9 protein-coding genes are annotated in these 14,182 nt (G+C 35.7%); 4 read left to right on the plus strand and 5 right to left on the minus strand.

The genetic code is table 11. The annotated features are described in order from the left end of the window. Window positions 1-24 precede the first annotated feature (24 nt). The 5 genes from BGO84_RS03245 to BGO84_RS03265 form a co-directional block, all read right to left on the minus strand. Window positions 25-3,123: a fimbrial protein gene (locus tag BGO84_RS03245; RefSeq protein WP_291027588.1), complete on the minus strand. Its 3,099-nt coding sequence runs from the start codon at window positions 3,121-3,123 to the stop codon at window positions 25-27. A gap of 84 nt (window positions 3,124-3,207) precedes the next feature. Continuing rightward, a complete protein-coding gene (locus BGO84_RS03250) occupies window positions 3,208-4,146 on the minus strand; it encodes a FimB/Mfa2 family fimbrial subunit (RefSeq protein WP_291027590.1) in 939 nt (312 codons plus the stop codon). A gap of 136 nt (window positions 4,147-4,282) precedes the next feature. Continuing rightward, window positions 4,283-5,395 carry a hypothetical protein gene (locus tag BGO84_RS03255; RefSeq protein ID WP_291027592.1) on the minus strand — a complete coding sequence of 371 codons (1,113 nt, stop codon included), beginning with the start codon at window positions 5,393-5,395 and terminating at the stop codon, window positions 4,283-4,285. Between the two features lie 70 nt (window positions 5,396-5,465). After that, on the minus strand, window positions 5,466-6,056 hold the full coding sequence (locus BGO84_RS03260) for a DUF3575 domain-containing protein (protein WP_291027594.1): 591 nt from the start codon (window positions 6,054-6,056) through the stop codon (window positions 5,466-5,468). Between the two features lie 391 nt (window positions 6,057-6,447). Further along, window positions 6,448-7,326: an AraC family transcriptional regulator gene (locus BGO84_RS03265; protein ID WP_291027596.1), complete on the minus strand. Its 879-nt coding sequence runs from the start codon at window positions 7,324-7,326 to the stop codon at window positions 6,448-6,450. Window positions 7,327-7,804: 478 nt separating this feature from the next. On the opposite strand from BGO84_RS03265, the gene BGO84_RS03270 reads away from it, so the two are divergent. The 4 genes from BGO84_RS03270 to BGO84_RS03285 all read left to right on the plus strand — a co-directional run bounded on the left by BGO84_RS03270 (window position 7,805) and on the right by BGO84_RS03285 (window position 14,174). Then, window positions 7,805-8,347 (plus strand): RNA polymerase sigma-70 factor, encoded by a 543-nt coding sequence (locus BGO84_RS03270; RefSeq protein WP_291027598.1) that lies wholly within the window; start codon window positions 7,805-7,807, stop codon window positions 8,345-8,347. A 65-nt stretch (window positions 8,348-8,412) separates the two neighbouring features. Further along, complete coding sequence (locus BGO84_RS03275) at window positions 8,413-9,396, plus strand: FecR family protein (protein WP_291027600.1); 984 nt, start codon at window positions 8,413-8,415, stop codon at window positions 9,394-9,396. Window positions 9,397-9,431: 35 nt separating this feature from the next. Continuing rightward, entirely contained in the window at window positions 9,432-12,701 is a 3,270-nt protein-coding gene (locus BGO84_RS03280) for a TonB-dependent receptor (protein WP_291027602.1), read from the plus strand. Window positions 12,702-12,713: 12 nt separating this feature from the next. Then, window positions 12,714-14,174, plus strand: coding sequence for a RagB/SusD family nutrient uptake outer membrane protein (locus BGO84_RS03285; protein WP_291027604.1), 1,461 nt, complete (start codon window positions 12,714-12,716; stop codon window positions 14,172-14,174). Window positions 14,175-14,182: the final 8 nt, after the last annotated feature.

The following is a 14,182-nucleotide window of genomic DNA, read 5'->3' on the forward strand; positions in this document are numbered from 1 at the left end:
AAGCCGATACCTCTAGGCTATTTATTATTCGGATACGCATCGAATACAAAAACCTCCGGCACGGTAAGTTGGTTGCCCAATCCATAAATTTGTACTATTAAATTTCATATTGAATCCGTATACACCAGTAGCTGTGGCAGCCCAATATATTCCGTTGTAACTAACGTTTGTCAAACTTCCACTTCCATCCGTCCGATAACCTGCCGCAGGATACCAGTTTCCGTAGCCAGTCCATGTCATTCCCGAGGTATCCCATGTAGTACTATTTTGTCCCATAGTAAAATTACTACTGCCCCATGTTCCTTGTTGAGGTACACGCCATCCAACAGGACATGGATCATAAACTGTTTTAGTTGCTGGTCCCCAAAGAGCATTGTTTTGCCCTGTTCCATTAGTATACCAATCAAAATTGGGTGTTGCGCCATAGTAGAAAGTTAATGGATATGCTATAGAATTAGCCAAGTTATTTGATTCTGCTACCTGTATTTTAGATACTGATGTGGTGCCTGATGACGTATATAAAATAGGTTCATCGGTTCCTGTTAATGTTGACGAATTCGGGAACGGATCTTTACGTCCCCATTGGTATAATAGACCTTTTGCTTCCACTGTGTTTGAGGTGTTCCCCAAGGCTCCAAGGTTACGATCCATAAATTTGCCGGTACCTAAGGCTGACGGAGTATAGTTAGTTACCCATATATGCCATGACCAAAGTGTTTTGTTTGAAGCATTTTTAATCTCTACAACTGCATTTCCTTGGGTACTTCCCGGTTTCACTAGAACATAGCCCGATGCACCTGTGCCAACAGCCTGAAGGATGCTTATATTTGAATTAGATGCTATTTTATTTATATTATCAGTCCAAAGAAGTCCCGCCGTAAAACTATCTGATGTACCAAGTTGAATGCCGGCAGCAGATTCGTTAGATCTACTTACAGGGATTAGTATTCCTGTACCTCCCGGACTTACAATATAGGAATTTGATTTAGGCTGTATGATACCGGCATAGCAAGGCAAAGTAATATCTGTATCTGCGAAACGTCCTTGTGGGCTCTTAATTGTCAGCACTACATCTCTATTATAAAGTGTAGGATTCGTTATATCATTGATTATGTTGAAATATACTCTCGTCCCATTCGTATTGCCCCCTCCAGTGGTGGTTGTCAAAGTTTGTAATACATTATCAGGGTTACTTTTGATCTCAACAGTGAAATTTGTATTAGACTTAATGGTAAAATACTTCTGAGTCCCATCCATCAGATAATATGTATCTTTTTCTGTAGAGATATTGTATTTTACCTGTCTAAGAAAAATACTTGCAGTTAAAAAAGTGTATGGGTCACCTATTCTGAAATCAACAACAGATACTTTTTCGAGAAAAGGATTTGTTGCATATTCAGCAGACGTAATAGCTGTAGGGCGTACTGTAAAAGTTTTTTCGCCAGAAGCATCATTGATCAAGGTAAATGCTCCCGAACCAGGCTGATCCGATGACCCATCGAATGAAAAGCCCACATTATAAAGATCAGTACGACTTGATGAAACTGTGAATACCGAAGGATTCCATTTGAGTTTGAATTGTTGTGCTGCCGGCTGAACATCAGCAGATGAGATAAATACCAGCTCGGAAATTTCTTTTCCAGACATATCAGTAATCGTAAGTTCCAGGTTTAGTTCGGCTTTTTGAGTTATCTTTACAGTGTGAGTTAACCGCCCTGCACTAAGATGAATAAAGGCAATGCGATCTAATCCGCTAGTATTTTCTGTCATATTAAGCTTAAGATCACTTACACTGCCCGAAGTTCCTGCCGTTACCGGAGTCCCTATCATAGACACTACACTTAGCCAACTTATAGAGCTTCCTCCTGCATCGGTTATTTTTTCGATCTTCCATCCTGAAGGAAAATCTGTTGTTATAGAAAATGTATTATCTGTACTCGAAATAGTTCGTACTTTACGGGTAAAGGTCATTTCTCTTTGTGACACTCCCAGCATATATTGTCCATCAAAAACTATATCACCTATTTTTGCATTATCCCACATAATGACATTAGCCTCTATATTTACCGGCAGAGAATTGAACGCATCGGTTGGGGTTGTCCAACCGCGTCCACTAACTTTCGTTATATTCACTTTATAATAATGGTTTCTGAGTAGAGGTAGGTAAGTGGTGACCGATGAGGAAGTACGGGCAAAGTCTACACGGTAATATGTTGGTTGACTATCACCGGTATATGTACCTCCTATTACCAGACAGGTCGCATCTTGCATCGATGATGAATTTGCCCTGATAGCCTCAAATGTATATATTTCACCTGATGATGCGGTCTGATCTATATTAATAGCTGTATCATCGTATACCAAAGGTCCTTGTGTAAGAGTAGAGCCTGCAGGGATACTGGCATCTGTAACAATACTCTGAGCCTGATCCCAATTACTCGAAACCGGGGCAATATATCCTTTATTATTATAATTATAGAGACGTATACTTTCTAGAGTAAAATTATCCGTAGCATCAGTATTAGTAAGTGCCACGTCGATTTTTGATACCATACGCACCAAATTGACTGGTGTGTTATTTGATAATCCTGCATTTACCGTGATAGATGGTATTTCTCCGAACATCGGAATAGGAGTGTATCCTGTAGATACCGGATCGGAATTCCATTTCCCATTATTGGAAATAACAAGCTTGTCTAATACTGAAGTTTTGGAATCTCCTTCTTCAATGCTGCTGATAATTCCTGATATCGCCTCCCGGGCATTCGCAAAAATCAACATATTATATGTTCCTTCGGGAACTTTTATAGTGAAGGTTTTAATGTTGATGTCATCTTCATCTGTATTGATAACATTGCTATATATTGGTTGATAAGTATATTCCCCGTTATTATCGAATAAAAGCACTTCAATGCTCCGAACTTCATTTTCATTATTTTCAGTCAGCGATTTTGTTTTAGGTAGCGACGCTCCGGGAATCTTTACCGAAAAGGTTACTTCTTTTGTTTCCACACCAAAAATCGGTGCAAACTCATTGTCACGACACGAATTGAATAATATTCCTGCTAAAAATAATAATACAATGATGTTTTTTTGTCTCGTATCAATTTTTCTGATTCCCATATACTAAATACTAATCTTATTTCTATATTATGATGTATACAAGCTGAAAAGCGCCCTAATACTACACTTGTGCAATAATATCTTCTATAATTCTGGTGTCACCGGTATTTGCCACCATTCTGGAACACTTATTTCAACAGAGGCTTCTTTATATTCTACCAGTATCGGTATCACAGCCTCTTCTTTACCTTCTACTGTTATATTATTTTTTTTCATAAAGTCAGTCAGGCCAATTGAGGTAATCGTACTACCGTCTGAACTCTTTTTTATTTGTATATTAATTGGATTATCATCCTTAAAGCGAACTGTATTAAATGTTATAGATGCGATTTTCTCCCCCGAAATATTCTCAAATACAGATGTATTAAGGTAACGTATAGGGGTACCTATAGCCTGCATCTCGAAGTTATAAGTACTGGGTACCTCTGTCATTTCTACTATCGGCGCAAGAAGATTTCCCTGAGTGTCTTTATCTAAAAGCCCCTTTACATATACTTGTACTTTTATGAATGCCCGGCGAAAATCGAGTATCCGTTCTATTATCGTTTCGGATACAGTCGCAACTTTTAAAGATGGGGATAATACAGTATTATCCAATGCATAATATAATGTATCTCCATCTATCGCTGAAGTTCCATTTCGGAGGGACATATTACAAACAAAAGCATCTTTCATGAGACTGTTTGTGCTCAGTGGGCTAACAAAACTTTTACCAGAAGCATTTCCCCAACATACTATACGATAGTTGCCTGGTTCTAAGTTCAAGCTAACTCCGGCAAAATTAGTTAATGCATCTATATCTGCATCTTGTGACATTACATACTCTCCGTTTTCCCTAAAAACAAATACATCAACTTTTTTTATCTTTTTTATAAAAAGCTCTCCGGATTCATTGCTTACATAACGGAACTTAATCACAAAATTGTTTTCGATATCAGTTGGGCAATCCTTATAGTCATCATCTATACAGCCATTGAATGCCAAGACAGAAAATAATCCAAAAAACAAATAAAACAACCTCATATATAAGACCTTTAGATTAGGTATTAAGCTACAGATTTCTATTGTAGCTTGTGTTATTTTTAGCCAAAGCTTTTGTTAGATTACAAAATGATTCTTTGGAGGAAGAATATTCTTTCTCCAAAGAATACTATATCAATTAAAGTTCTGGTGTCACACCTACTACAGACCAAGTTGCCAAACTAACAGTTACTTCTACATCAATTGGGCTTAAGTTAGGTATCGATGATAAATCTGTTTCTTTAAATGTCAGTGCTCCTGCAGCAATATTATAGATTTCACCCGATTTGATACTCGTTAGAGACGCTCCACCGGAAACAGCTTTAAAGCCTTTAATCGTAATAAACTGAGGACTAGTATATGTGGAGAGGTCATTTGTTTGTATATCACTTAAGCGGATAATTATGCGAGGGACCGTACTACCGGTAGAAGATGCAAATAAATTATATGCCCATATTGTGCCAATAACAGGCTTAGCAACCTTTGAAACAGCAGTCAGTGCCGGATCATAAAAATCATAAATAGCAGGTTTTAGTCCGGCTGGGTATTCAGCGCTTTCATCTCCAAAAGGTGCTGCAAAGGCTCCATTTTCAACAAAATCGGCAACATCTACACTTCCATCTACAACAGCTTGCTTGTAATAATTATCGATGAAAATTCCATCTACCTTGAAGCTTGTTATAACACCGGAAGCTGTAATATCAGTTAATTCGACCCGGGCCACAGTTGGATTAAGATCGATTTCAGATGTATAAAATGTATTAGGCAGCACAGGAGGGGTAAGCGTGTTAGTTCCGTATAGGTTCACGTCTTCTATGTCATCCTGTGATGCCACTTGTAATAAATATTCCTTTACTGCAGAAATATTTCCCGATGAAGGAAGACCAGAAGTATTACCTACAACATACACAGCAAAAGTGTTTCCGGGCAGGTTTGTTATTAATGCTCCACTTTCGGCATCTGTAATATTAATATTCGTCGCACTAGCAGCAGTAGTTGTCAGTGTATAATGTTTTAATATGGCTCCTGATGAATTTACAAAATATAAATTTCCTGATTGAAGGACGACATCATCCCCATCTCCAACAGGAGTACCCACAGAACGGAGAGAAGAGCCACTTTTACCTAGTTTTAGGAATACGCTTTTAGGTTGTTTATCTACATCCTCTGTATCATCACCATTGGAACAGCCGTTAAAGCTCATTAATAGAGCCAAAATTGATAAAGTTAAATAACTGATTTTCGTTTTCATACGCTCTTGAATTTTTAATTAAATTGAATGTGATTAATAGTGTGAATTGTAAAAGAATTATTTATACCTATTATTTAAGAATGTAAATAAGTGAGAGTCCTATTTTAGTAGGGCCAAAATAATTTTTATGTCCATTACCGAGTTCTTGCCCGCATGTCTCGCAATCATATCGAGCATAATCGAAATAAATGTATCCGACTCCTATAGTAGCCTCTAAATTCCATCCTGGGAAAAGAGGCCATTGATACCCATAGGATATACCTAATCCGTACCCATCACCCTGATAACGATAATTATTTAAGGACCCGAATGGTAGATTCCCGACATTATAATGACTATAAAGAATGTGCCCTCCTACAAAATGCTTGTTGTATGGTTTGTTGATCCAGTAACGTAATTCGGGCTGGAAAAGAATGTGCTTTAATTTTTTATTTTTAGAGAATGTCCAAGGGTTGTAGTTTATAGAAAAATCAAAACTTAGATAATCCAAAAATCGATATTCAACACCGATATTTAGAGTTGTTGTGATATCATAAACCAAATTAGATTTGAGTCCAAGAATGTCTTGAGACGATTCAGTTTTATCTGGCATAGCCTGACTATTGCCCTGCAAAAAGTTCACACTAATAATAAGTGTGAAAAATATTATTTTCTTAGTCATCGGATGTTATTGAGTAGTTACATCATTGGTTTTGTAGAAACCAATCTGATTTTCAGGTTTTTATCCTTTTTATAAAAGTTTTTGTCTCCTTTAGAGTTGATGATTGCAGGCTTATTGCCTACCAAGATGATATTACTTTCTAAGGATGAGTAATTCTCCTTAGCTCTCTATTATTTGAATTTAAAAGTTTTTAGACTATCAAAGTGTAGAATTTGTTTCTATCTTTTATTATTAAATGTATTATATTTGCTTTTCAATTTCCGCCTATTCTCAGCTAATAGACTATGCGATTGAGTGATTTAAATTGATTTAAGTTTTGCCTTCTTAACCGTTGTTCACAAAAATAAATTATGTTTTATTAAAAAAGCTCATATATTTTTTCCTTTTTTTGTTACTTTTTCACCTTTTTTATATCATCTTCCTCTATTAGTGTTTGTTTACGTATATATCCGGGAGATAATCCGAACTTTGATTTACAAAATTTGTAAAAATGAGACATCGATGAAAAGCTATAATCGAAACAAATTTGTTTAATGCTTTTACGGCTCCGACGTATTTCATGATAAATATCCGCTGCTTTTCGCAATGTAATCCAATGTGAAGCGGGTACTCCAAAAATTTTACGAAAACGTTTTTCAAAACCTGAACGGCTATAACAAGAAAGACTGGCTAGTTCACTAATTGATTTTACTTCTCTGTAATTTTGGTATATAAAATCAGAGAAACTATTATCTCTCGATGCCAATGACTGAAAAAAAAGGCTTCTTTCCTGAAGGGTATAGCAAATAGACATGAGATAAAAAAGCTCTCGTATTTTTATACAGATATATAGAGCATCTCTGAAGTTCATGTTAAGAAACCATTTTAAAGATTCAGCATAGACTGATATAATTGGAGTAAAGCTCAAAATTACAGGTTTATTTGATGATAGTTCCTTCGGAGAAGAGAATTGGCTGTAATTTGAATAATTGTATAAATTTAAAATCAATCCCGGTTTCAGACAGATTGCAGAAGCCCCTTCTGTTGTACTTATAAGGCAGCGACTTCCTATAGATATAAATATCATTTGACCTGCTTCAATACTTTCATCAGTATATCCCGATAAAAGACATGTCAGACGGCCACTCGTTACAAGCACAATTTTATGCTCTTTCGCTATAAATTCAAGATGTTGATCTTTATTTAAGGTCCAGATTTCTAAAGATACAGAAGCTTCTTCTACTTCTTTAACACACTTTTCATTTAAGACATCTGGTGTTTTAGTCTTCATTAGGATAAAGATATCAAGTTAATAAGAGTTTGTTAAATATATTAAATTCTATAATTCTAGGGCTTTAGAGGAATGTAATCATCAATAATTCAACGAATAACTTTTTCTTATGTTCAATTTATAGTGCATTTTTTTTATTAAAATATTATTCTAATAGTTTATATAATGAATATTTAAAGAATAAAAGTTAACAACTTTTTATGTGCGGAAAAGAAGAATTATAGGAGGGTATGAAACAGTCTTGTGATATATCCTTGTCTTAAAAAGAGTCTATTTTTTATATATGGGAAATATATTTAAGCCATTACTTTTTCTGAATTGAAAAACGAGAAAAAGACTAACCTTAAGAACAAATATAAGTTGTTAATTTATTTTAGTTGTTATGCTGCAAACATAAAACTTACTAGCTTTGTGCCGATAGATAGTTATTGTCATTTCTATATATCCCAGATTTCGTTTTTTATCTATTCTAGATCGTATGGACATAGAAAAAGAGTATCTTTTAAATATTTCGAAAGGAAATACAAAAGCTTTCGATTCTCTTTTTATTCTTCATTATCCTCGAGTGAAAAATTTTATAATGAGTTTAGTAAAGAATGAAGAAGATGCTCGAGATTTATCTCAAGATATATTTCTTAAAATATGGAACAATAGAGAGAAGCTCCCCGAAATTCAATATTTCAGAACATACTTATTCCAAATGTCCAAAAATGCGGTCTTCGATTTTTTTAAGGAGAATGCACTCTTTGATGATTACGAGCGAGGGTATAAAATAAAAGACTTCGATTCATTGGAAGAGTCAATTGAGGCTCGTGATTTGGAAATGCTTATTGATACATTAGTTGAATCAATGCCTGAGCAACGAAAGAAAATATATAAAATGAGCCGTAAAGAAGGATTCACAAACGAGGAAATTTCTATAAAATTAGAAATTAGCAAAAGAACGGTAGAGACCCACATTTCCAGTGCATTAAAAGATATTAGAAAACTACTTATGAACATAGTTTTATTTTTTTACTAAAAAAATAGAATTACCGACTACGTGTTTATTTCCTTATTACAGTCTAAGTAATAAAAGCCAAAGAAATGCATAAAAAGCACATCGATCTACTTATAAGAAGATATACAGAGAATATTCTTCCCAAGAATATCCAGTATAAATTCAGACAATGGCTGATAAATTCAGACAATGTTGAAGATAAAAATGCATCTCTTGAAAATATATGGAATAATATAAATGCGGAGGCTGATGAATCTACAATAAGAGATTTAGAGCTGTTGCATCAAAAAATGAATGCAGGACACAGAATTAAGCGAATCAATTACTCTTACATTGTTCGTATTGCCGCCATGATTATGATTCCTATACTATGTTCATATCTTACATATTTCCTGACACAGAAATATTCGGTTAAAAATGTGAATATGGTAGAATGCTTTGTTCCTTATGGCGAAAAAAAATTAATTGTTTTACCGGATAGCAGCGAGGTATGGGTGAATTCAGGATCAATAATAATATATCCCGAAAAATTTGTAGGAGATACACGCACTATTTATCTCAATGGTGAAGCTAATTTCTCCGTAACTAAAAATCCGGATAAACGTTTTATCGTAAGTACAAACAATTTGAATATTGAAGCATTGGGCACAATATTTAATGTTAGGGCTTATTTAGACTTACCAAAAATAACAGCAACATTAGAAGAGGGTAAGATAAAAGTAGAAACAAAAACGGGCCCTGTACAATCTATGATATTGAAGCCGAATGAGCAAATTATATATGATAATAAAACTCAATACTTATCGAAACAAATTGTGGATGCAAAGAGAGTAGCAATGTGGAAAGATGGATATTTAATATTTCAGGAAGCCTCTTTTGGTGATATTCTGCATGCTATAGAAAAACGCTATGATGTAGTTATACACTTTGATGCGGGTAAATATGAAGGAAGGACATTTACGGTACGTTTCTCTCCTGAAGAAACCCTGCCGGAAACACTTGACATACTAAAAGAAATTATCCGGGACTTCAATTATAAGATAAAAAGCAATACTATATATATATATTGAAAAGCAATTAATTAACCTTTAAAATTTATACTCTAATGTTGAAAAGAAAGCATGTTTATACATGGCTTACAGTACTTCTATTGTCTTGTTTGAGCCATGTTTGGGCGCAGTCCAACATTAATATTGTGAATAATAATATCACAATCAGGGCTGCATTGTATGAAATAGAAAAACAAAGTGGCTATTCGGTCGGATTTGATGAAACGGATCTTGATGTAGAAAAAAAACTCTCGATATCAATCCGTAATTTATCTTTGGAAGACGCTCTTAAACAGGTTCTGAAAAATGAGAATTGTAGCTATACAATTAAGCAGAAACATATAATCATTGTTTCGAAACAAAAAAAGGACTCTGACCTTACTCAGCATAGCATTGTGGCACAGGGAAAAACAGTACAAGGAACAGTTATTGACAATCAAGGAGAGCCTTTGATTGGAGTAAGTGTAGTGCAAGAAGGAACAAATAATGGAACAATCACAGATTTGGATGGAAGTTTCTCTATCTCAGTAAAAGACGAAAAATCTGTATTATTGATCTCTTATGTAGGATATGCATCACAACGTATTACTGTTGGTAAAAACTCGCATATACAAGTCAAACTACAAGAGAATAATAAGGAGTTGGAAGAAGTAGTTGTTATAGGTTATAATACGGTAAAAAAGAAGGACTTGACGACTGCTGTTGCTGTAGTATCTACGGAAGATATTTCAGAGCGTCCAATTATATCAGCAGCTCAGGCTATACAAGGAAGAGCTGCCGGAGTACAGGTTGTTCAACCCTCAGGTCAGCCGGGTTCTGAACTATCTATCAGAGTCAGAGGTGCAACATCTATACAAGCAGGCAATGAGCCGCTATATGTAGTGGATGGCACTCCAATGACGACTATTTCGAATCTTAGTGCGAATGATATAGAAAGTATGCAAATACTTAAAGATGCTTCATCTGCTGCTATATATGGAGCAAGAGCTGCTAATGGTGTTGTGCTTATTACTACTAAAAGAGGGAAGGCTGGCGTACGTTCTGTGAGCTTTAGTTCGTATGTTGGATTTTCGAAGCTGGGAAATAAAATAAATGCATTGAACACTGAACAGTATAAAGATTATATCAAAGATCTAAACAAGTACACAGATACACCTGTCTTTATCCCTGATGAAGAAACTCGTTATACAAATTGGACTGATGCATTTTACGGAACCGGTAGTAATCAAAACTATCAGTTGTCATTAACCAGTGGAACTGATAAACTTCAGTATTTTGCATCTGCCGGTTATTTGGATGAGCAAGGTATTGTTAAAAAGTCGAATTTTAAACGTTATAATTTCAGAACGAACATTGATAATCAGCAAACAGACTGGCTTAAAATGGGACTAAACCTTGCCTATACAAAAACAAAAGGAAGCAAGGTCTATGAAAACAGAAGTGCAATGAGAGCCGGATCAATCCTTTCGGTAATAAATACTCCTCCTTATATTCAAAAGTGGGATTCTGATAATCCCGGACAATATGATGAATTTGCATATGGAGCACGTATATTAAGTCCATTTGCTGCTAATGCTGCAGATCAGACTTACGACAGAAGCCGTCTGATTGGGTCTCTCAACCTCGACTTTACTCTTGCAAAAAACTTGCATTACAAAACAAGTTTTGGAATAGACGAAACGAACTCTAGAGGCTTATATTTTCTAGACCCTACATCCAACTCTGACGGACGATCTACTAAAGGTCGTGTAGAGGAAGAAAGTTCTAAGGATTTTGAATGGCTATGGGAAAACCTTGTAACATACCAAAACAAATTTAAGAACAAGCACAATTTATCAATTCTTGGAGGAGCCACACTACAAAAAGCTAAATCGGAAGAAGGAAATCTTGCCGGATACGATTTACTTAGTTCTTATCCTAATATTCGCTCTTTCTCTGCTGCTAACATCATTGACAAAGATGCTACATGGAGCTATGCATCGGAGTGGACTCTTGCCTCGTTTCTTGGACGTGTGGCATACGATTACGAAAGCAAATATCTGATAAGTGCTAATATGCGAGCCGATGGCTCCTCTAAGTTTGCACCCGGAAAGAGATGGGGTGTTTTCCCTTCATTTTCTGCCGGATGGCGTATTTCTAGTGAGTCATTTATGGCCGGTACAGCAGATGTCATTTCAGACTTGAAGCTCAGAGCAGGGTGGGGGCTTAATGGTAATCAGGAAGGAATTGGCAATTATTCATGGCGAGCACAATATGCAGCAGGAAGAATACCTCCGACTACTGATAATTCATTACCTGGTTTGTCTCTTTATTTGAAAACTCCTGGCAACAGAGAATTGACATGGGAAAAAACGACTCAAACGAACGTAGGTATTGATCTCAGCATGTTTAATTCGAGACTCATCTTCACCTTTGATGCATACTATAAATATACAAAAGACATGTTGTTAACTGTTTATCTACCTAGTTATGCCAATATACCCGGAGGAATTGCTCGCAATGATGCTGAAATGAAAAATAAAGGTCTTGAAATAGCTGTATCTGCGCGAAGCATAGATGCGAAGAACTTTAAATGGAATACTGATTTTAATATTTCATTCAACAAGAATGAAGTAACCAAGCTTGGTTTAAACAAAGTGTACTATTATGCCACTACTTATACTACCGAACAACCTGCTATTATATTAAAGGAAGGAAATTCATTGGGAACATTTTACGGATATGTATCAAAAGGAGTAGATCCGGAAACCGGTAATATCATCTACGAAGATAGAAATGAGAACGGAATAATAGATCCTGAAGACCGAACTAAAATAGGAGATGCACAGCCCTTATTTGTTTTTGGTCTGACAAACACTTTCTCGTATGCAAACTTTAACTTATCTGTATTCTTTCAAGGATCATACGGAAATGATATTTTCAACGCATCAAAGATTGATATGACAGGTATGATGGACTTTCGTAATCAATCTACTGATGTCTTAAAGAGATGGAAACGTCCCGGTATGGTAACAGAAGTACCTCGTCCTGGAAATATAGAGAATATTTATAACTCTTCCCGCTTTGTTGAAGATGGCTCATATCTGCGACTGAAGAATATAACACTATCTTATGATTTTAGCCCGAAGTTCAACTTTCTGAAAAAAGCAGGAATCAGAAAACTTCAACCATATATAACAGCTCAAAATCTATGGACATGGACAAAATATAGCGGATACGATCCTGAAGTAAATGCTTATGATGCAAGTGCAGTCGAATTAGGTGTCGATTATGGAACATATCCTCAAAATAAATCCGTAATATTTGGTCTTAATGTAGAATTCTAAAAATATAAAGCAATGAAAACAAATATAAAATTATTAGCCTTTATATCATGTCTATTTATCACCTATTCCTGTGGCGATTTTCTAGACAATGAACCTTTATCTGATTTTACAGGAGATCCGCAGAGTTCTTCTAATCTGGAATCTAAATATACATCAGTAACGGATGCTGAAGCCGAACTAAACGGTGCTTATAATAAATTTAAACAAGATATTTTTCAATTTGAGAATTTCAGTTATGGGGATATCCAGTCAGACAATTGCTATGCCGGAGGTGATGGAGTTCCGGGTGAAGAAGTGGACGGTATCAGGGTAACATCTATGAACTCGAAAACCAAACTGATGTGGGCTCAATATTATGAAATGGGAGGAGCAGCAACAAGCGTAATAGAAAATACACGTTTGATGAAAACAAATATTGATGATGCTACTCGCAAACGAATTATTGCCGAAGCTAAGTTTATCAGGGCTTATGCATATTTCGATATTGTAAGAATATGGGGTGATGCCCCTCTGATGATAGAATTGATACCTGCTATTACGGCCGAGAATTTAGAAGAACTATACCCTAAACTATATCCTGCGCGTACTCCTTCAGACGATATCTATACACAGATAATAAAAGATTTGGAAGAAGCTATCCCAGATTTGGGTAGTTTGTCGCAAGGTGCATTTAAAGCGACCAAAGGAGCGGCAAATGGTTTGTTGGCAAAAGTATACGCTACTCGAGGAGAAAAGTCTGGACGTAACTATTCTAAAGTTGTAGAACTATGTGATAAAGTGATTGCTGATGGTTATAAATTAGTGACAAACTATGATGATTTATGGAATCCGGCAAATAAATATACAACAGAAAGCATCTTTGAAGTATATTATGATGCTACCTCACCCAACTGGGCATATTGGGTATTGTACAGTGAAGAAGATGGTTCTATTACATGGCGCCGCTACTGTACACCGACACATGATCTGATCTCTAAATTCAACCCTGATGACAAACGCTTTGGATCAACAATTGTTTATAAAGAAGTACCATATGATACCTACTTCCCGTCAAGCAATTATCCTATTGCAAATAAAATCCGCCAAAAAGATTCAGAGATTATATTAATGCGATTAGCAGACATACTTCTCCTTAAAGCTGAAGCATTAGTTGAATTAAATAAGATTAGCGAAGCTATGAATATTGTAAATACGATTCGCGATCGTGCCGGATTAAAGAAATTATCAACAACTTTATCTCAAGGAGATGCTCGTTTATCCGTTGAACAAGAACGTCAATTTGAGCTTGCTTTGGAAGGACAACGCTGGTATGATCTGTTACGCAATGACAGAATGGTGGAAGTTATGCATCAACATAAAGACAAAAATGGAAAATTACTTTTCCCAAACCTAGAAGAATTTCATAAACTATGGCCTGTGCCTCAGACAGAGAAAGATTCAAATCCCAACCTAACACAAAATCCGGGTTATTAAAAAATGAA

The sequence above is a fragment of the Dysgonomonas sp. 37-18 genome, assembly GCF_001899125.1.
GTDB lineage: Bacteria > Bacteroidota > Bacteroidia > Bacteroidales > Dysgonomonadaceae > Dysgonomonas.

Coding starts and splice junctions, on each gene's coding strand:
- BGO84_RS03245 (WP_291027588.1), bottom strand. CDS start 3,123: ATGGGAATCAGAAAAATTGATACGAGACAAAAAAACATCATTGTATTA.
- BGO84_RS03270 (WP_291027598.1), top strand. CDS start 7,805: ATGGACATAGAAAAAGAGTATCTTTTAAATATTTCGAAAGGAAATACA.
- BGO84_RS03265 (WP_291027596.1), bottom strand. CDS start 7,326: ATGAAGACTAAAACACCAGATGTCTTAAATGAAAAGTGTGTTAAAGAA.
- BGO84_RS03260 (WP_291027594.1), bottom strand. CDS start 6,056: ATGACTAAGAAAATAATATTTTTCACACTTATTATTAGTGTGAACTTT.
- BGO84_RS03255 (WP_291027592.1), bottom strand. CDS start 5,395: ATGAAAACGAAAATCAGTTATTTAACTTTATCAATTTTGGCTCTATTA.
- BGO84_RS03275 (WP_291027600.1), top strand. CDS start 8,413: ATGCATAAAAAGCACATCGATCTACTTATAAGAAGATATACAGAGAAT.
- BGO84_RS03250 (WP_291027590.1), bottom strand. CDS start 4,146: ATGAGGTTGTTTTATTTGTTTTTTGGATTATTTTCTGTCTTGGCATTC.
- BGO84_RS03285 (WP_291027604.1), top strand. CDS start 12,714: ATGAAAACAAATATAAAATTATTAGCCTTTATATCATGTCTATTTATC.
- BGO84_RS03280 (WP_291027602.1), top strand. CDS start 9,432: ATGTTGAAAAGAAAGCATGTTTATACATGGCTTACAGTACTTCTATTG.